Raw genomic sequence first — 19,731 nt, forward strand, 5'->3', positions numbered from 1 at the left:
TCCTGAATCCGGGGTCTTCGAGTGGTCCCAGGTCTATTCATGGGTGGCCTTCACGAACAACGGCGAGGTCCTCGCGCGGATCCAGATCGGGGACGTGACGGCGACGGAGCCGACGAGCTGGGGATCGGTGAAGAGCCTGTTCCGCTGAGTTCGGACCGGCTCCGGGTGTATTCGGAGGACGCGATACCGATTTCGGGGCGATTCGCGAGAAGGTATCCGATACCGGTATCCGATACCGGTATCCGTAGCTCGGAAATGAGGGAATAGGGTATCAGGTACCGAATTTTGAGCCAGGCTCGACGGAGGATGCAGACGATGAGACGATCCCCGCGCTTTGATCTTGCCGCGGTGTTCGTTCTCTCTCTTTTCCTCTCTCCCCACGCCTTCTGCCGCACGTGGGATGTGCTCGTAGACGGCACCGGCGACACCCCGACGATCCAAGCGGGGATCGACTCGGCGGCGGCGGGCGACACGGTGCTCGTCCACGACGGGATCTTCACGGGTCCCGGCAACCGGGGTCTTGTCTTCGGGGGAAAAGCGATCGTTCTCCGGTCCGTGTCCGGCCCCGAGGAAACCGTGATCGACTGCGAGGGGTCCGGCCGCGGGATCTTCATCGACGGCGAGGGATACGAGCCGACGGTGGAAGGCCTGACGATTCGAGGGGGGAGCGCGTACGGAGGAGGGGGGATTCTCGTCGAGGCCAGGGCCGTGATCCGAAATTGCCGGATCGTGGAGAACTCGTCGAACACGAACGGCGGAGGCATCTGCTCGTGGGACGCGTTCGTGCGGATCGAAGACTGCCTCGTTCGCGACAACACGGCCGCTCAAGAAGGAGGAGGGATCTGCGTCTGGATGGGACGGGGCGAGATCCGGCGCTCGATCCTCGCGTCGAACACGGGCGGGGGCGGAGGCGGGATCTGCTGCTACGGAGTCTCTGGGTCGATCGACCTGGACAGCTGTCTCGTGAGCGGAAACCTCGCCACCTACGGAGGAGGGGGGATCGCGGGGGGCGGCGACGAGGGGGTGCACCTGGAGTTCCGGCACACGACCGTCACGGGAAACCGGGCGTTCGTGGAAGGAGGAGGGATCCACGGCGGCGAGTACTACGACGTTCCCCATCGAGGCCGCCGGTCGATCGTTTGGGGGAACTGCGCCCCGTCTGCCGCCGAGATCTACGCCGAGCCGTGGCCGGGCTTCGTTCTGGAGTTCTCTGACGTCGACACTTCAGACTTCACGGGATGGAGCGGGGTCTGTCTCATCGAATCGATCTGCGAGGATCCGCTCTTTTGCGATCCCGCCGACTGTTCGAACGCTCCGACCGTCTCGGGCGATTACTCTCTCGACGCGGCCTCTCCCTGTCTGCCGGCGCAAACCGGCGGCTACCCAATCGGGGTCTACGAGCAGGGATGCGATTTCGCCACCGGGGTGGCCGAAGGGAACGATCGGCCGGGTGGGCTTTCCCGGCTTCGCGCGTTCCCGAACCCGTTCACGGGTGAGGTCAGCCTTCGCTACTCGCTGCCCGAAATCGCGCGCCGTCCGATCCTCGTCTACGACATCCGAGGGAGGGTCGTTCGAACCCTCGAGGCTTCGGGGCCGGCGGGCGTATCGACCTGGGACGGCGAGGACGAGAGCGGGCGCGCTGTTCCTCCCGGAGCGTATTTCGTGCGCATCGGTTCCGGTCCCGGGGAAGAGATCCGGAGGATCATGCGGATTCGCTGACTCGTGTCCTCGTATTACAGGTTTTCCGCGGCGGTTGGGGACGTTGCGAATTCTCGGAACTTGCTTCTCCGCCAGTTCTCTTCCCAATCCAGTTTCTCTGGTTTAGAGTCGAGAACCTATCTTCACTATTCGTCTTCCACCTCTGTGTTCTGGCGTAAGCAGATGGATCGTGAAGTTCCGTTCGTTCGGGACCTCCCCGCGGGCGCGCGGGCGCAACTGCTTGGCTGACTTCAACTTGGAGTCGCGCCGCTCCCCTTGCGCGAGGCGCGTTCGGCCCGTATGTTCTCCGTGACGCACATGGAGGCACACGATGGACCCGAACAGGCTGACCGAGAAATCTCACGAGGCTCTCCAGGCGGCCCAGGCGAGGGCGGTCGAGCGCGGCCACCAGGAGACGGACGGAGAGCACCTCTTGCTCGCCCTCCTCGACCAGGAGGGGGGGCTCTTCCCGCGCATCCTCGAGCGGATGGAGGTCGCCCCCGAGGCGGTGAAGGCCGAGGTCGAGCGGGAGCTCGCCCGGCGCCCCCGAGTCTCCGGGCCCGGCGCGGAAACGGGGAAGATCTATGTCACGCAGCGCCTACAGAAACTTCTCCTCAAGGCAGAAGAGGAAGCCGAGCGCCTGAAGGATGAATATCTCTCAGTTGAACATCTCGTTCTCGCTCTCGTCGCCGAGGGGAGCGCCTCGCCGGCGGGGACGATCCTCGCGCGGCACGGTGTGACGCGAGACTCCTTCCTCGCCGCCCTCACGAAGGTGCGCGGCAACCAGCGCGTCACGAGCCCGACCCCCGAGTCGTCCTACGAGGCGCTCGCCAAGTACGGCGTCGATCTCGTCGCGCTCGCCCGCGCGGGGAAGCTTGACCCGGTGATCGGGCGCGACGCCGAGATCCGCCGCGTCGTCCGCATCCTCTCCCGCAAGACGAAGAACAACCCGGTGCTGATCGGGGAGCCGGGCGTCGGGAAGACGGCGATCGTGGAGGGTCTCGCGCAGCGGATCGTCCGCGGCGACGTCCCCGAATGGCTCAAGGACCGGAGCATCTTCTCGCTCGACATGGGGGCGCTTCTCGCCGGCGCTAAGTACCGGGGCGAGTTCGAGGAGCGCCTGAAGGCGGTTCTCGCCGAGATCAAGAAGAGCGACGGCAGGATCCTCCTCTTCATCGACGAGATCCACAACATCGTCGGCGCAGGAAGGACCGAGGGATCGACCGACGCCGGGAACATGCTGAAGCCGATGCTCGCGCGCGGCGAGCTCCACTGCATCGGCGCGACCACCTTGGACGAGCACCGGAAGCACCTCGAGAAGGACGCGGCGCTCGAACGGCGTTTCCAACCGGTTCTCATCGACGCGCCGTCGGTCGAGGACACGATCTCGATTCTTCGAGGCCTCAAGGAACGCTTCGAGGTCCACCACGGAGTCCGCATCCAGGACAACGCGCTCGTCTCGGCCGCTATCCTCTCGAACCGCTACATCTCCGACCGTTTTCTTCCCGACAAGGCGATCGACCTCGTCGACGAAGCATGCGCGATGATCCGGACCGAGATCGACTCGATGCCGGCCGAGCTCGACGAGACGACTCGCCGCGTGATGCAGCTCGAGATCGAGGAAGCGGCGCTCCGCAAGGAGAAGGACAAGGCGAGCCGCGAGCGGCTCGATGCCCTCAAGAAGGAGCTTGCGGATCTCCAAGCGCAAGCGGACGCGATGCGCGCCCGCTGGCAGGCGGAGAAGGAATCGATCGGGAAGCTCCGCGCGCTCCGCGAGGAGATCGAGCAAGCGCGCCGCGAGGTCGAGAATGCCGAGCGGCGCTATGACCTGAACCGCGCCGCCGAGCTCCGGCACGGGAAGCTCCCCGATCTCGAAAGACGTCTCAAGGAAGAAGAATCGAAGGCGGCCGGCGGCGGCGAGGAGAGGCTTCTCCGCGAGGAGGTGACCGCGGAGGAGATCGCGGACGTCGTCTCGCGATGGACCGGGATCCCGGTGACGCGCCTCGTCGAGGGGGAGAAGGAGAAGCTCCTTCGCCTCGACGAGATCCTCCACCGCCGCGTGATCGGCCAGGACGAAGCGGTCCGTCTCGTCGCGGATGCGGTGATCCGCGCTCGTTCAGGCATCAAGGATCCCCGCCGCCCGATCGGCTCGTTCATCTTCCTCGGGCCGACCGGCGTCGGCAAGACCGAGCTTGCCAAGACGCTCGCCGAGGCGCTCTTCGACACCGAGGAGAACATGGTGCGCATCGACATGAGCGAGTACATGGAACGGCACACCGTCTCGCGCCTCGTCGGCGCGCCGCCGGGATACATCGGATACGAAGAAGGCGGCCAGCTCACCGAGGCGGTGCGGCGGAAGCCCTACGCGGTGATCCTCTTCGACGAGATCGAGAAAGCGCACGCGGACGTCTTCAACGTTCTTCTCCAGATCCTGGACGACGGGCGCCTCACCGACGCGCAAGGCCGCACGGTCGATTGTAAGAACACCGTGATCATCATGACGTCGAACATCGGGTCGACGCGGCTGCTCGAGGGGGTAACCGATCGGGGCGAGATCGAGGATGCTGCGCGCGAGGCGGTCTTCCGTGAGATGCGCGCCCACTTCCGCCCCGAGTTCCTGAACCGGGTGGACGACATCGTTCTCTTCAAGCCGCTCACGATCGAGGAGATCGAGAAGATCGTCGACCTTCTTACGGAAGAGCTCCGGAAGCGGCTCGTCGACCGCGGCGTTCGCCTCGATCTTACCGAAGAGGCGCGGGCGTTCGTCGCGAGGAAGGGCTTCGACCCGGTCTACGGCGCGCGCCCTCTGAAGCGCTACTTGCAGCATGAGCTCGAGAGCCGGATCGGCCGCGCCCTCATCGCGGGGGACGTCGCCGAGGGGTCGACGATCCGAGTCGCGGTAAAGGACGGCGCTCTCGACGTCGCGATCGACGGGGCGAGCGGAAAGCGGGGGGAGAAGTAGCGCCGCTCGCATCGCGCCACCGATCCCGCAAGATCGTCTTTGCAGTAGAAAGAAGAAGGCCGCCTCCCCGCGCGAGAGACGGCCTTCCGTTCGGCGGTCGTTTCGATTTATCGCAACACCACGACCTTTCGCGTCGCGCGGAAGGTTTCCGTTTCGAATCGGACGAAGTAGACGCCCGGCGCGACGAGGCGGCGCTCGTTGTTTCTTCCGTCCCACTCCTTCCGGTGATCGTATCCCGCGGAGAGAGGTTCGTCGAAGACCGTCCGGACGAGACGCCCGCTGATGTCGTAGACGCGGATCGTGACGCGCGACGGCTCGGCGAGGTTGAAGCGGATCCCGTACGGTTCGCCGCCGAGGAGGTAGGGGTTCGTCGCGGTCGAGTCGAAGAGCGTTTCGGTGCGGGTCGGGTTCGACGTGCGCACGGTGTTCGAGGGCATCGACTCGTATCCGGGGAGCGAATCGGAGACCGCGCGGACGAGGTAGTAGCGGACCCTGTCCGGCCGCGCCGTCCGGTACCAGCCGTGTTTCGGAAGGCGCGCTTCGGCGGGAACCATCCGCTCCCAAGGCCCCGCGGCCGAGGGGGCGCTGTAGAGGAAGACGCCGCTCACGAAGGGATCGACGATCTCCCATGCGAGAAGCACGTCGTCGCTCTCCTCGATCGTGAGGGCGCTGTCCATCGGCGACGCGAACCCTTTGTCGAGGAGCCAATTGTTAACATCGAAACGAACGCCCGCGATCGGCCCGCCGGCCGCGACGACGAACGTGTCGAGGAACGAGCGGACGGGAACCGCAATGTTCGTTACCCCGCCGTCCGCGAGCGCGATCGAGACATCGACGTCCGCCGCGAAGCACGTGTCCTGATCCGGATCCTGGGCGACGCGGAGCCAGAGCGTGTCTCCCGAGGCGCTCGCGAACGGAAGGAAGCGGAAGCTCGGCGAGCCCGAGAGGTAGACCCACTGGCGGAAGAAACGCTCGAGATCGAGCCCGCTCACCGCCTCGCATGTCGCTTGAAACTCCTCGGTGTTCGCGAAGCCTCCCCGCGCGAGCGATTCGGTCTTGTGCCGGTCGAGAATGTCGAAGAAGACCTCGTCGCCGACCGTGCGCCTGAGCATGTGAAGGACCCACGCGCCCTTGTTGTAGATTGCGCCGTAGAAGCGCGCGGAGAAGAGCGAATCGAGATCGGGGACCGGATCGACATAGACCGACTGCGACCCGTGGTACTCCTCGCGCCTCATGAACCCGGGAAGGATCTCGGGACCGCTTCGATGCTCGGCCCAAAGCGCCTCGGTGTAGGTCGCGAACCCTTCGTTCAGCCAGATGTCGTCCCAGTCCTCGCACGTCACGAGATCGCCCCACCACTGGTGCCCGAGCTCGTGGACGATCACCGCGTCGCTCCCTCGGTTTCCGACGATGAGGTTCGATCCGAAGCTGACGCAGGTGTTGTGCTCCATCGCCCCGGCGCCGAGGATCTCCGCGTGGCCGAAGCGCTCGTCGCGATACGGATACGGACCGTAGATCGTCTCGAGATGGGCGAACATTTCCGGGACGAGCGCGAACGTGATCTCGGCCGCGGCGCGATCCTCCGGGAAGATCCAATGCTCGATGGGAATCGCCGGGTCGACGCCGTTATCGTACGTGTCCGCGAGGAGCTCGTAGTTCGAGATCGCGATCATGACGAGATAGGGAGGGATCGGATGCCGGTGCTTCCACGTCGCGCGCATCCATCCGGGCTCCGACTGTTCGATCCGCTTCCGGAGGCCGTTCGAGATGCCGACGAGCCCCTCCGGATAGGTGATCGCGACCTGGACCGAGTCCGCCTTGTCCCACGGAACGTCCTTGCAGGGCCACCAGTAGCGGGAGAAGAACGGCTCGACCATCGTGTAGACGATCGGCTGGTTCCCGCGCGTCCTCCAGAGGAGCCCGTTTCGGTTGAAGGGACGCGGGTGCCCGCCGTATGAAACCTTCACGGCAAAAGATTCTCCGGCCCCGTACCGGCGGTCGAGATCGATCGAGAGGATTTCGTCCGCGTGCGCGAACGAGACGCCGTTCCCGCCCACCGAGTCGACCGCGAGCGAATCGACGAGATCGAGATCGATCCGATCGAGCGTGTCGACGAGCGCGCGCGCGTGCACCCACACCTCGCCGGCGAGCGACGAGTCGGACGGATCGACGCGAACCGAGAGATCGTAGAACGTGACGTCGTAGACCGGTTCGTGGAACGGAATCTTCGCCGGCGCTTCCCGCCCTGCGAGAATCGAGGAGACGCGCCGTTCCCACTCGAGCCGCCGGAACTCCTCGATCGGATCTTCGTCGTCCGCGCGCGCGGACGCAGCCAACATGGGGACGATCGCAGCGAGAAGAAGAACCAGGAGCCTCGTTTTCATCATCTTGGTCCTCGGGGTGGACGCTCGTCTTCAGACTTCGTTCGCTTATTATACCTTTTTCGCGTCTCGGCGGCGGGACTACTTCGAGGGGACGACGAACACGAGGACCGTATCGGAGGCGGTCGAGTCCGCTTCGTCTCTCGTCCGGGCGATGATCCGAAGGGCGGTGGTGTCGGCCGGCTCCTCGTCGACTGTCCAGCTCGCGGTCCAGCCGGCCTGGCCGTTCTCGACCGTGAAAAGGGAGGCCCCGATCTCGACATCCACCGAATCGGGCGCGGCGCGGCATGAGGCGGCGACGACGTTCCCGGTGATCGCGACGGTGCTCCCCTCCGCCACGAAGGAGCTCTCCGCGGGCGCGGTGATCGCGATCGCGAGGCGGACGGGAACGAAGCGGATCGCGTCCGATGCAGGGCTCGTCATCAGGTTCGTGAAGTCGTTCGAGAGCTGCACCCACACCTCGTACGTTCCGGCGGTGTCCCCGATCGTCCAGGTCGTGTTCGGCCGGAAGGAAACCCAGTTCTCGGGCGGATGCTCATTGATTGATGAAAGATTCATCAACGTCGCTTTCGCGTCGATCGAGAGGGAGACCTCGCAGACGCTCGCGATGCTGTCCCCTCCGGCGAGGACGACTGACACGTTCGTGAGCGGGTCGGGGAGAACCGAATCCGCGGCGACCGTGTCCGGGCCGAACTCGTTCCAGAACTCCGCGTAGAGCGTCTTCGTCGAGAGATCCGTTCCGAACACCCACTCGATGCCGAGCGAGTCGAGCGTCGCGAGCGAATCGAAGAGGAGGGTCGTGTCCGCCGCGTCGCCGAAGAGAGTGTCGGGTGAGAGGACGATCTTGTCGATGAGCGTTCCGGAAAGCTCGACGGGGACGCGCGCGCGCGCGACGGTCGACTCTCCGCCCGCGAGAACGAGGATTCCGCCGGTCGAGGCGGTCCGGATCATGTCGGCGATGACACTCGATGTGTCCGTCTCGCCGCGCGCCGCTCGAAGATAGAGGGTCTTCGTTCCCTTCCCTTCGGTGAGAATCCATGTCTTAGACGTATCAAATGATTCCCACTCGGCGCCTAGGAAGAGGGAATCCTCCGAGAGGATCATTCGGTCGGCGGCCTCGGCTCGAATGGAGATCGCGATCTCCCTCGCGGCGGTCGTCGCCGCGCCGCCCGCGAGCCGGAGGAGGGGAGGAACGGCGACCTCGACCGGCGGCCGTCCGGTCGTGTCCGCCTCGGAGCCGTCGAAGCCGATCGCGGCGATTCGATAATGCGAGGTCGTGAAGTACTGCGGGGCCGGATCGGTCCAGCTCGTTGCGTCCGCCCCGGCCGTGTCGACCCGCGCGAACTCGCTCTCCAAGCGGCTCGCGCGGAAGATCGCGTATCCCTGGAGCCCGTCGATCGAGAGGCGGTTCCAGCGAAGAGTAACCGAACCGTCCGCGTAGGATCCTTGAAGGCCATAGGGATTCCCGTTCGTGGAAGAGTTCCCGAGATCGAGCGGGTTGGTCGTCCCCTCTCGGCTCGGCTTCGAGTCGCAGGAAGCAAGGAGAAGGACCCCCGCGAGGAGGAGAAGAGTGAGAGAAGAAGAGATCCTCACGTTCGACTCCTAAAACGTAATGCGAAGCGCGAGAACGGGCGCCCCGCCGCGTTCCGAAAACCCCGTACGCAGCGCGATCCTTCCTGCGTCCGGATCGTGCTCGTAAGGGAACCGGAAGAACACGTCGAGCGCGGAGAGGCCGTAGACGACCGCCGCCGCGAGGAGCGCGCGGTCCCGGTTCGTCTCCGCCGACGCCATGCGATCGTACGCGCGGTCGCGCTCCGCGCGCGCGGCCGCGATCGCCACGTCGTCGACCGCGCGGTCGTAGGCGAGAGCGGCGTTCTCGTGGTCGTCCTTGCGATCGTGGAAGACGCCGTCTTGATGGTACGCGTAGCCGAGCACCGCCGCCTCGAGGAACAACACGGCGGCGGCATGAATCGGGCGCTCGGTGTAGTACGCTCCCCAGCCTGGGACGAGCAGGTTTCTCCAAAGCGCGTCCTGTCTTCTCTTCTCGCGGAGGTAGAGCACGCGCGATTCGCCCCGCTCCGGACCGATCCAAATCCTTTCCTCGCGGGTTTCGTACCCGCGTTTCGAGAGACGGATCGTGTGGATCCCGCGGGGGAGGACGATCGATTCGACGGGGACCTCGCCGATCGGCCGGCCGTCGATCGAGACCGAAGCGCCCGCGGTTCCGTGAACGCCGAGGATCCCGGTCGGTGCGGCCGGCTCGCCCGCCCGCGCGAGAAGCGGAAACCCTGCAACGAGAAGCGCGACTAAAAAACGCAAGGCGGTTCTCCCTCCGTCCGGGCGCATTCTACCAGCCCGTCCGTGTACCTGGTACCGGAAATCTGCTTGTGTCGCCTGATCGGCCGACCGACAATAGAACGAACACCGGTCCCAAGGCCGGCGCGTTGCGCCTCCGGGGGCCGCCGGGGTCACGATGGAAGTGGCGGCTCGAACGTCCGATCGCCGTGCCCTATGCGCGTCCGCGATCGTTCTCGCGGTCGCGCTCAAGATCGCGTGGCACCTTCTCGATCCGCATCCGTACTTTCTCCTCGGGGACAGCGCGGTTTATCTCGAGGAGGCGCGGACGCTCCATCCGGGGCTCGCTCGCCCCCTCGGGTATCCGGTCTTTCTTCGTTCCTTTCTCGGCATCTTCCGCGACATCCGCGCCGTCACCTTCCTCCAGGCGTGCCTCGCGCTTCTCGCTTCGTTCGTTCTTTTTCGGGCTGTACGCGCGCGCTTTCGGTCGGCGTTCGCGGCGGTCGGAACGTTCGTCCTTCTCGTCCTCTGGCCGTGGAGCGCGTTCTACGAAAAGACGATCCTCGCGGAATCCGTGACGCTCCTCCCCCTCGCGCTCAGCTTTCTTCTTCTCATCGGAAGCCGGCGGCCGGAGGCGTGCTTTCTTTCGGGAGTCTGTCTCGGCCTCGGAGCGCTCGTTCGACCGGTTCTTCTTTCCGTCGTTCCCGTCGGCCTTCTGTGGATTCTCGGGAAGGAGAGGCGCGAGGATCCGGCGCGGCTTCTTCGCTTGGGGGGTGCTCTTCTCGCGGGCCTCCTCATCCTCACCGCTCCCTACGCCGCCGGCATTCGCGTCCTCTCGGGTGCGTGGGGGATCGCGCACTTCGACGGATGGACCCTCTTCGGCTTGACCGGCGGGCACCTCGAGGTCGAAAACATACGAGATCCGGAAGTTCGAGAGGTCTTTCTTTCATGGCCTTCGGATCCGGCGGATCTCTCTCCGGCCGAGAGGATGTGGTCGGAGAAGAGCCCGGTGAAGGGGCTCCTTCGTCACTACAAAGAGAAATCGGGCGGGTCGGATGCGTTCGCCGCGGAGATGAAGGAGCACCTCGCTCATCGCCGGTGGGGGAGCGCGGCGAGGAGGGCGTTCTCGAGAGAACCGACCGAATGGGTGCGAACGAATCAGGCGCTTCGGAAGACTGCGAGAGACACGGTTCTCGATCATCCCGGCGCGTACCTCGCCGCGGTCCTCCAGGGAATCTCGGTCTTCTTCGTTCGCGGCGGCGAGCACAGACGGTACTTTCAGAGCCCGGAAACGGCCGAGCATCCCTTCGCGGTCGCGGATGCGAGGAGTCTGGGATCTCTCGAGCGATCGCTTCGGGCGTGGAACTCGAAGTGGGAGTGGCCTCGGAATGCGGGGGGGGGGGGCGACCCGGCTCGCGTACTCCGGCTACCGATTTCGGTTCGTTCTCCTCTTTCTTCCGCTCGCGGGTTTGGCGTTCATGGGACGAAGGCTTCTCCGAAGAGAGGAGTTCCTTCTCGCCCTCCTCTTCGTCTTGGCACTCTCGTTCGCCACGTCGGCGGTCAGCGTCGTCTATGACCGCTACACGGTGGTCGTCGTTCCCTTCCTGATCCTTCAGAGCGGCGTCGTGATCGATGAATGGCGCCGAGGAAGAGCGCGTGGGGAAGGCGGACGGCGATGAGAACCGCGTCCCTTCGTCTTCCGAGGATGTTCTCCGCTCGGGGAGCCGCCGGTCTCTCGGCGCTTCATCTTCTTCTCGCGCTCCTCTACAAACACGGGGTCGGGATCGACATCGAAGCAGACCCGACGATGACTTGGGATTGGCTTTGGCAAGCGCTCCCCGCAGAGGCTCTCCGGACGGATCTCTGGATGAGCCTCTGGAACCTCCACTCCCAGCCGCCGTTCTTCAACCTGTACGGCGCGCTCCTTCTCCGTCTCTCTCCCGCGCATCACTTGCAGCTCATGCACTACGCGAACATTCTTCTCGGCAGTCTTCTGATCTGCCTCGTCCCCGCCGGGTGGTACGCGAAGAACCTCGCGAAGTTCGGGTTCTTCGGCTCCTCGAGCTGGTACGGGATGAACCTCTGGAACGCGGTCTCGTTCCGATACGCGAAGCCGGACCTCATGCGGTTCGTCGAGGAGGGGGTTCTCGATCCGGTCGCGGCCGACGTCGTGACGGAACACAAGCGCTCGTTCTTCCGGCCCTCGGCCTACGAGAAGCACGGGTTCGATCGGAAAGCGGAGGAGCTCGTCCTTTCACGGGACGATTACAACAACATCAACATCCCGGACGTCTCGCGCGCGTACTTCCGAAACGCGCTTCGGATCCTTCGCCGGGACGCCGCCCACTATCTCGGGAACGTCGGCTGGGCGTATCGACAGTACGCCTCCCCGCCCTTCCGGGATCCTCATCATACGAAGAACATCCAGAAGCTCCCGATGCACATCCACGAATTTCTCTATTACCGTCTCTTGGAGGGGCAGTGGGCGGCGAATCGGATCGGCGAGCGTCTCGGGGAACGCTCCCTCGGATCGTTCTACTTCCTTCTTATCCCCCTCGGGCTTGTCGCATACGCGATTCCCCTCGTTCGTTCGTGCGAGCGCGATCCGCGCCGATGGGCGCGCCGCCTCCAAGAAGACGCGCCGATGGCGTTCACGATGCTCCTCGTGATCTACACGACGGTCGTCGGCTGCACCTTCGAGATCAACGAGAACGCGCGTTTCCGGTTCCTGGTGTCGCCGATCTTCCTCGCCTTCTTGGTCGTTCTCGGGAGCCGTATCCTCGCGGGACGAACATCAGCCAGGAGATAGAGAGGGGATTTCGAGAGAAACTATCGCGCGAGGAGCATCTTTCCCGCGCGCGTGCCGTCGTTCGTCTCGAGCCGGTAGAAATACACCCCGGAGCTGGCCGGAAGCCCGGCGTCGTTCGTCCCGTCCCACACGCGCTCGTGGTCGCCCGCGCCCAGCACGCGGCTCTCGAGGACGCGCACGATCCTCCCGACCGCGTCGTGAACGGAGAGCCTCGCGCTCGTGTTTCCGGGGAGCGTGAAGCGAATGGTCGTGGAAGGGTTGAATGGGTTCGGGCGGTTCCGGTGAAGCGCGAGGAGCGGCGCGCTCTCTCCGCCGGCGACCGCGGTCGGGACGACCGGCCCCGCGAGATACGCGATCGTCGCAATGCAGGCGCGCGTCACATCGACGCCGAAGTTCGCCTTGTTCATCTCGGTCGTGTCGCAGCTTCTGTGATAACAGGGGTAGAGATCCCATTCCTTCTCGATCGCGAGGAACGCCGGGAATCCCTCGTTCTGGAACGGGACGTGATCCGATCCCCAGCTGTAGTAATCGAGGCGCGTGGAAAGGCCGGTGTATTGGACGCACGCCTCGCGCATGATCTGCATGAGCCAATCCCACTCGTTCTCCCCTTCGATGATCAGCTTATAGGCGTTCTGGTACCAGGCGACCATGTCGCAGATCACGACGCCGAGGATCGAGTCCCCTTGCGCCGCTGCCTCCTGGGCGTAATGCGTCGATCCGTGGAGACCTTGCTCCTCGCCGGTGAACGCGATGAAGCGGATCGTCGAGCGGAACGAGTAGTCCTTGAGAATCTCCGCGGCGAGGAGGACCGCCGCCGTCCCGCTCGCGTTGTCGTTCGCCCCCGGCGCCGAAACGCTCGGGTTCCGCGAGGTCGCGTCGAGATGCCCGCCGATGATGTAGATCCGCTCGGGTGTTTCCGTCCCGGGGAGGGTCGCGATCACGTTCCGCGCGTTCGTTCCGGAAAACGTGAACGGATCGAACGCGACGTCGGCGAATCCCATCTCGAGAAATTGTTCATACACGTATCGTTCGGCCGTGTCGCATTGCGCGCTCGGCGTGTAGCGCGTCTCGATCGTGAAGGGATGGCCGGAGACGACGATCTCGTTCGAGCCGGCGAGGTTCCCGATCCACTGCATGTAGGAAGCGGAATCGACGCGATCGACCATCTGATCGACGACCGGCGGGAACTCGGTCGCGATCGTCTTTCTATGGGGAAGGACTCCGCGCGCGATCGGCTCTCGGAGAGGACGCTCGCGAAGCGGTCTTCCGGTAGTGACACCGTCGGTATCGGGAAGTTCTTCCCGCGACCAGACGATCGCGTTCGTTCCGTCCGTCCAGAGGATGTGCACGGCGGGTCGCCGCTCTCCGAGAACGCGCGCGAGCCCGGCGTCGACCGGCGCGTCTCCTTTCGATCGGACGAGATAAGTCGATCCGAACGTGGGGAGACGGATCGGACCCTGCACGGCGAACCCGGCGCGATGAAGCGCGCGCGCCGAGCTCTCGTCGCCCGCGAGGACGGCGTCGGGGAAGCGGTCGAGGAGGGAGGCGCCCGCGTCCCACGCGTTCTCGATCGTGCGGCCCGGTTCGAGCGGGGCGATCCAGAGTCGATCGGTCGCCCGCGCGGCCGACGAGAGAAGAAGAGCGAGAGAGAGCGCCAAGGAAAAGCTTCGCATCGAAAGGATTCCCTTCCTCGCTTCCGAATCGCCTGGGGTGTCCGGAAGCACGTTCATCCGGCCGGGGGGAGAAGGAAACCCGCCGCGGACGATCGATCCGAGGCGGGGAGACTCGAAGTCCTAACTGGCGACATTCTAACATGTTTCACCCGCGATGTCAATTCAGCTCGCCCGTTCCCGCTTTCTTCTCGCTCCTCCCCGTCGGCTCCCATCCCCGAGCCGTTGCGCCCGCCTGCCCCGGTCGCGTAACATGAATGTCTCACACTTTCTTCCGTGCGCCCCCTCGGGTGCCCGATCGAAACTCGCACTCGAAAAGAGGGATTCGATGAAGAGGATGACTTCCGCCGCCGCGACTCTCGCAGCGCTCCTCCTCCTTGCCGCCCCCGCGCACGGCGAGGAGATCCGCTTCGCGCTCTACCCGAGGATCTCTCCGGACGGGACGAAGATCGCCTTCTCCTACGACGGGGACATCTGGACCGTCCCTTCCGCCGGAGGGGAAGCGACGCGCATCACCGATCACGTTGCCTACGAAGGGTGGCCGGTCTGGTCGCCCGACGGAGAGCGGATCGCTTTCGCGTCGAACCGTTTCGGGAACATGGATGTCTTCACGGCGGACGCGCGAGGCGGGGAGCCGGCGCGCGTGACGTTTCACACGGGGACGGACATCCCCTGCGATTGGACGCCGGACGGAGGCGCGATCCTCTTCCAGTCGAGGCGCGAGGGTGCGGAGGATCTCTTTCTCGCGTCTCTCGGCGGCGGAACCCCGATCCGCGTGAGCGGGGTCTGGCTCGAACGCGAGGCGTTCGCCGATCTCTCGAACGACGGGAAGAAGGTCGTCTATTGCGACAACCGGTGCACGACCGGTTGGTCGCGGCGCTTCTTCAACTCGACCGACGCGGCGAACATCCTGATCTCCGACTTCTCGACGAGCGGAATCCGTCCGGCCGCGCTCACGGACGACACCTTCCACGATCTCTGGCCGCGCTTCTCGCCGGACGATCGGGAGATCTACTTCGCTTCCGGGCGGAACGGGGCGCTCAACGTTTTTCGAATGCCGGCGGAGGGGGGCGAGGCGGCGCAGCTCACGTCCCTCGAGAAGGACGTGCAGTGGCTCTCCCTCGCGGAGCGGGGCGGGCTTCTCGCCTTCTCGTCCGGCTTCGATCTCTACACGCTTCCTCTCGAAGGGGGGACCCCCCGCAAGGTCGATGTCCGTCTCCGGGCCGAGTTCAAGACGAACCCGGCCGAGGAGAAAACATTTACGGGCGAAATATCCGAGTTCCGAGTTTCGCCGGACGGGAAGAAGGCGGCCTTCGCCGTTCACGGCGAGATCTTCGTCGCGCGGGCGGAGAAGGGCGGGCGCGCGCGCCGCGTCACGAACACCCCTTGGCGCGAATCGGACATCGCCTGGCTCCCCGACTCGCGGCGGATCGTCTACGTCTCCGACCGGAACGGCGCGCTCGATCTCTTCATCGCCGACACGAAGACGGGAGAGGAGAAGCCGCTCTCGATCGGGCCGGACCACGATTCGAAGCCGGCCGTCTCGCCCGACGGGGAGTGGATCGCGTTCTATCGGGGGAACCGAGAGATCCGGCGGATCAAGCCGGCGGGGGGCGAATCGGAACGGATCGTGTCGGGGCGCTTTCTCGATCTTCGTTTGAACGCCACGTCCGAGTTCTCCTGGGCGCCCGACTCGCGTTGGATCGCCTACACGGCGTACGCGCCCGACTATCACACGGACATCCGCGTGCGGAATCTCGAGGACGGCGCCGATTCGCTGGTGAGCGCTCTCGCCGCGCACAACCACAGGCCGGTCTGGTCGCCGGACGGCGAGTATCTCTACTTCACCTCCTTCTTCCGCGAGAACGCCGATACGTACCGGGTGCGGCTCCAGCCGAAGAAGCCGCGCTTCGAGGAGGACCGTCTGGACAGCCTCTACGAGGAGAAATCCGAAGCGGAGGAGGAGAAGGACGAGAAGAAGAATGACAAAGAGAAAGAGAAGCCGAAGCCGGTCGTGATCGACTTCGAGAACATCTCGCTTCGCCAGGAGGCGTTCCCCGATCTCGCGAGCGAGGAATCCGAGCCGGTCTTCGCGGAGAAGGGGAAGACGGTCGTGTTCGCGGCGAACGTGATGGGCGAGGGGAGATTCGATCTCTGGTCCTTCCCGGCGGATGAGGAAGCCGAGGAGAAGAAGCTCGCGCAGCTCACGACGTCCGAGAAGGCGAAGAGCCGCCTCCAGGCGGTCGAGGACGCGGTCTGGTATCTCGAGGGCGGCAAGGTGAAGTGGCACGATCTCGCCAAGGGGAAGGGGGGAGCGCCGTCGTTCGAGGCGGAGATGCGGATCGATGTCGAGGCGGATCGCCGGCAGATGTTCCAAGAGGCGTGGGCGCTTCTCGCGGACCAGTTCTACGATCCGGAGTTCCACGGCGCCGATTGGGGGCGAGTGCGGGAGGAGTACGGGGCGGTCGTTCCTCACGCGCGGAACACCGAGGATTTCCACACGCTCGTCTCGATGATGCTCGGCGAGTTGAATGCTTCACACCTTGATATTTCGGTGCGAGGGGACGAGGGGAGCCCGCCGGAGACCGGCTACCTCGGGATCGAGCTCGATCACCCGCTTCTCGCGGAGGGGAGGTTCCGGGTTCGGTCGGTCCTTCCGGAGAGCCCCGCATCGCTCCGGGAATCGCGGATCGAGCCGGGCGAATACCTTCTTTCGGTGGACGGCGCGGCGCTCGGCCAAGGGACGAACCTTCACGAGATGCTCCACGGAAAAGTCGGCCGGCGGGTCGAGATCGAGGTTGCCCCGGGTCTCGACGGGAAGGAAAAGAGAGCGGTCCGCATCCGCCCGATCGGTCGGGCCGCGCACGTCGATCTCCAGTACGGCGAGTGGGAACGGGAAAGGCGCCGCTTGGTGGACGAATGGAGCGGCGGGAGGCTCGCCTATCTGCATGTCCGCAGCATGGGGAGCGCGGATCTCGTCCGCTTCCGGCGCGATCTCGTCTCGATCGCCGAGAAGAAGGAGGGGGCGGTGATCGATGTCCGCTACAACGGCGGGGGATGGATATCCGTCCATCTGCTTTCGATCTTGAGCGGGGAGACGTGGCTGCTCCGCGGCTTCCGCGGGGAGCCGCTCACCTCCGAGACGAAGATGCGCTCCTACGGATACGACAAGCCGACCGCTTTGCTCATCAACAATCGCTCGTATTCGAACGCGGAGATCTTCGCCGAGGGGTGGCGGAAGCTCGGGCTCGGCCCGATCGTGGGGATTCCGACCGCGGGAGCGGTGATCGGGACGGACAGTTGGACGTTGATCGACGGTTCCTTCTTTCGAAAGCCCTCGTGGGGCGCGTACACGCTGGAGGGGGAGAACCTCGAGAACAACGGCCGGAGGCCGGATCATCACGTGCCGAACACGTACAACGACTGGATGGATGGGCGCGACCCGCAGCTCCGGAAGGCGGTCGATCTCCTGCTCGAGGGGCTGGGTCCGAAGAAGTAGCCGTTATTGTCGATCACCTGCCGCCGCCACGACGAGCCGGGGCACCCCGTCGCGAAGAGCGACGGGGTGGCGAGGAAGCTCCTTCGCGCATGCGGCGCGAAGGAGAGACCCGCCGTCCGACGACCGACATCGCAACCACGGCGGGTGGCCACGGCCCGCCGAGGCGCCGCCTTCGCCGCGCCCGCTAAGAAGAAGAAGAAGAGACGATCGAGTCGGGCGCGGGCATCCCGCGAATCTCCATGATTCGCTCGATGGAGCGGCCGACGACCGAGTCGGGCGTGGACGCCCCGCCGGTGATCCCGATCGTCTGCGGTCCGGAAGGAAGCCACCCGCGCACGAGGATCGGATCCCCTCCAAGCGGCTTCGCGCGGATCGCGTCCGCGCTTTCGATGCACCCCGCCGACTCGATGTGAAAGGCGGGGACGCTGCGGCTCGCGATCTCGACGAGATGCCCGGTGTTCGAGCTGTTGAAGCCGCCGACGACGACCATTCGGTCGATCCCGCGCGCGAGAAGATCCCGGACCGCCCGCTGGCGATCCTCGGTCGCGCTGCAGATCGTGTCGAAGGCGCGAAAGTGCGCCTCGAGGTTCGCCTCCCCGTACCGATCGGACATCGCGCGGCGGAGCACATCCTGGATCGCGCGCGATTCCGATTCGAGCATGGTCGTCTGGTTGGCGAGGCCGATCTTCGAGAGGTGCTTCTCCGGATCGAACCCGGGACCGGCCGCCGCCGCGAAGCGCTCGCGGAATTCGGAGAAATCGTCCCGGACGATCCGCTCGGCGAGATTCTCCGCCTCCCGAAGGTCCCTCACGACGAGATACTTCCCATCGGCGCGCGCCGCGAGGACCTGCGAGCAGGTCGCCGCCGTCTCCTCGTGATCGTACTTGCCGTGGATCACCGACGTGAACCCGTCCGCGGCGTACTGGCGGACGCGCTTCCAGACGTTCAGCACGGAACCGCACGTTGTGTCGACGATCTCATATCCCTTGTCGACGAGGAACGCCATCTCCGGCGCGCGCGCCCCAAACGCGGGGATCAGGACGACATCCCCCGTCGCGAGCTCGCGGAAACGCTCTTCGAGACTCCCGCCCGACGGGAGGAAGCGGATCCCCATCTCGTCCAGATGGCGGTTCACACGCGGGTTGTGGATGATCTCCCCGGTGATCCAGATCCGGCGGCCGGGGAAGCGATGTCTCGCGGCGAACGCGTACTCGACCGCGCGATCGACCCCGTAGCAGAAGCCGAACTCCGCCGCGAGACGGATGGTCGTCTCCCCTGATCGGATCTCGAAGCCGTGCCGCCTGAGATGGTCGATGATCGGCGAGCGGAAGACCGCCGCCATCTCCTCCGCGGCCAGATTCCGAAGGTCCGGTGTGGCCCGAATGTCGCGGTCACCGTTCACGCGCTCCTCCCGATCAGCCGGCGCGGGCGAGGGGACGCCGTCCGTCATCAGAATAGGGAAATCGCGAGAAGGGCGCCAGGATCGGCTCGGCGGGGGAAAAAGAACCGGGGGGCCCGAAAGCCCCCCAATTAGCCTCGGCGGGTCGCCGCCGCCTCACGCTCCCCCACTGAGAACGGCGACGACTGGTGCCGAGGAAGCCCAAGGCCGGTCTCCCGTTCGGCCTTCGGTCTCTCCATCCCGCAACATGCGTGCCAAGTTGTTTACCAGAGGAAAGCAATGCGGGGACCGCTGGCGACAACCCATTTTCTGAAAATGGGTTAGGACGACTCACCTTCCGGCGAACCGTGCCTTCTGTACCGGGTGCCCGAGGCGCGGTACCAGGTACAGGAGCCAACCGGAGTTGCCGCCCGGTGGGTTCTAGGGGCCCATACAGCCGAATCGCTTGATTTGCAACTGGTTATGCCTGACAACTCCGCTTGGCGGCGCCGTCGGCCCCTTGCCAAGAAATGGTGACGATTTCTCCGCTTGGCCAACGGAGAGGAGCGTCCTTCGCCGTGCGGGTCAAAAAACCTCTTCGCTTGGGGGAAACCGCGCGGAGGAGCCGTCGGCCGGCTCTGCCTCCAGTCGAACGAGGGGACCGCCGGCGACTCACTTGCGGATCGAGAACGAGTCGATGAGCGCGCCCGAGGTATCGATGACGTCCGCGTGGAAGAGACGGTCCCGCACCGTGCAGTGAACGAAGAAGTGTTTGCCCTTGGTCCCCGCGACGAAGGCGCCCGCGGGAAGCCCCTCGAGGACTGGGAACTCGAGACCGATGTTCTGTCCGCGGTTGATCCGCCCGCCCCCGCCCCCGACCGTGAGATAGACGGTCGTGTTCTGCTTCCCTTCCGCCGCCTCGCCGTCTCGAATCGGCTTCGTTCGCGTGTAGCAGTGCTGGTCGCCGTTGAAGAAGACGTCGACGCCGGCATCCTCGATCAGCCGGCAGAACGAGTCCTTGCCCCGGCGGGCGCTCTCG

12 protein-coding genes are annotated in these 19,731 nt (G+C 65.2%); 6 read left to right on the plus strand and 6 right to left on the minus strand.

Annotated elements, in window-relative coordinates:
• From FJY73_10205 to clpB, 3 genes are all read left to right on the plus strand, one after another.
• Positions 1–148 (plus strand): hypothetical protein (locus tag FJY73_10205; protein MBM3321035.1); only part of this gene is annotated, 148 nt, incomplete at its 5' end.
• Between the two features lie 167 nt (positions 149–315).
• Complete coding sequence (locus FJY73_10210; protein ID MBM3321036.1) at positions 316–1,719, plus strand: T9SS type A sorting domain-containing protein; 1,404 nt, start codon at positions 316–318, stop codon at positions 1,717–1,719.
• A gap of 310 nt (positions 1,720–2,029) precedes the next feature.
• Complete coding sequence (gene clpB / locus FJY73_10215) at positions 2,030–4,660, plus strand: ATP-dependent chaperone ClpB (protein ID MBM3321037.1); 2,631 nt, start codon at positions 2,030–2,032, stop codon at positions 4,658–4,660.
• A gap of 107 nt (positions 4,661–4,767) precedes the next feature.
• Here the strand turns inward: clpB and FJY73_10220 are convergent, their stop codons facing one another.
• The 3 genes from FJY73_10220 to FJY73_10230 form a co-directional block, all read right to left on the minus strand.
• Positions 4,768–7,047, minus strand: coding sequence for a T9SS type A sorting domain-containing protein (locus tag FJY73_10220; GenBank protein ID MBM3321038.1), 2,280 nt, complete (start codon positions 7,045–7,047; stop codon positions 4,768–4,770).
• Positions 7,048–7,122: 75 nt separating this feature from the next.
• The gene (locus FJY73_10225; protein MBM3321039.1) at positions 7,123–8,634 is read right to left on the minus strand and encodes a hypothetical protein; all 1,512 of its coding nucleotides are present in this window, start codon (positions 8,632–8,634) and stop codon (positions 7,123–7,125) included.
• A gap of 9 nt (positions 8,635–8,643) precedes the next feature.
• A complete protein-coding gene (locus tag FJY73_10230) occupies positions 8,644–9,360 on the minus strand; it encodes a PEGA domain-containing protein (protein MBM3321040.1) in 717 nt (238 codons plus the stop codon).
• A gap of 154 nt (positions 9,361–9,514) precedes the next feature.
• On the opposite strand from FJY73_10230, the gene FJY73_10235 reads away from it, so the two are divergent.
• Both FJY73_10235 and FJY73_10240 read left to right on the plus strand, forming a co-directional pair.
• Positions 9,515–10,912, plus strand: a complete 1,398-nt coding sequence (locus FJY73_10235; protein MBM3321041.1) for a glycosyltransferase family 39 protein — start codon at positions 9,515–9,517, stop codon at positions 10,910–10,912.
• 99 nt (positions 10,913–11,011) lie between these two features.
• Entirely contained in the window at positions 11,012–12,145 is a 1,134-nt protein-coding gene (locus FJY73_10240) for a hypothetical protein (GenBank protein ID MBM3321042.1), read from the plus strand.
• Positions 12,146–12,165: 20 nt separating this feature from the next.
• On the opposite strand, the gene FJY73_10245 is transcribed toward FJY73_10240, so the two are convergent.
• On the minus strand, positions 12,166–13,818 hold the full coding sequence (locus FJY73_10245) for a M20/M25/M40 family metallo-hydrolase (GenBank protein ID MBM3321043.1): 1,653 nt from the start codon (positions 13,816–13,818) through the stop codon (positions 12,166–12,168).
• Positions 13,819–14,143: 325 nt separating this feature from the next.
• Here FJY73_10245 and FJY73_10250 point away from each other — a divergent pair, with 325 nt between their 5' ends.
• Positions 14,144–17,314: a PD40 domain-containing protein gene (locus FJY73_10250; GenBank protein MBM3321044.1), complete on the plus strand. Its 3,171-nt coding sequence runs from the start codon at positions 14,144–14,146 to the stop codon at positions 17,312–17,314.
• 184 nt (positions 17,315–17,498) lie between these two features.
• Here FJY73_10250 and FJY73_10255 read toward each other — a convergent pair whose 3' ends face one another.
• Complete coding sequence (locus tag FJY73_10255) at positions 17,499–18,764, minus strand: 4-hydroxy-3-methylbut-2-enyl diphosphate reductase (protein ID MBM3321045.1); 1,266 nt, start codon at positions 18,762–18,764, stop codon at positions 17,499–17,501.
• A gap of 600 nt (positions 18,765–19,364) precedes the next feature.
• On the minus strand, positions 19,365–19,731 hold a 367-nt coding region (locus FJY73_10260), incomplete at its 5' end, for a hypothetical protein (protein MBM3321046.1).

The organism is Candidatus Eisenbacteria bacterium (assembly GCA_016867715.1).
Classification (GTDB): domain Bacteria; phylum Orphanbacterota; class Orphanbacteria; order Orphanbacterales; family Orphanbacteraceae; genus VGIW01.

Coding starts and splice junctions, on each gene's coding strand:
- FJY73_10210 (MBM3321036.1), top strand. CDS start 316: ATGAGACGATCCCCGCGCTTTGATCTTGCCGCGGTGTTCGTTCTCTCT.
- clpB (MBM3321037.1), top strand. CDS start 2,030: ATGGACCCGAACAGGCTGACCGAGAAATCTCACGAGGCTCTCCAGGCG.
- FJY73_10220 (MBM3321038.1), bottom strand. CDS start 7,047: ATGATGAAAACGAGGCTCCTGGTTCTTCTTCTCGCTGCGATCGTCCCC.
- FJY73_10235 (MBM3321041.1), top strand. CDS start 9,515: ATGGAAGTGGCGGCTCGAACGTCCGATCGCCGTGCCCTATGCGCGTCC.
- FJY73_10240 (MBM3321042.1), top strand. CDS start 11,012: ATGAGAACCGCGTCCCTTCGTCTTCCGAGGATGTTCTCCGCTCGGGGA.
- FJY73_10245 (MBM3321043.1), bottom strand. CDS start 13,818: ATGCGAAGCTTTTCCTTGGCGCTCTCTCTCGCTCTTCTTCTCTCGTCG.
- FJY73_10250 (MBM3321044.1), top strand. CDS start 14,144: ATGAAGAGGATGACTTCCGCCGCCGCGACTCTCGCAGCGCTCCTCCTC.
- FJY73_10255 (MBM3321045.1), bottom strand. CDS start 18,764: ATGACGGACGGCGTCCCCTCGCCCGCGCCGGCTGATCGGGAGGAGCGC.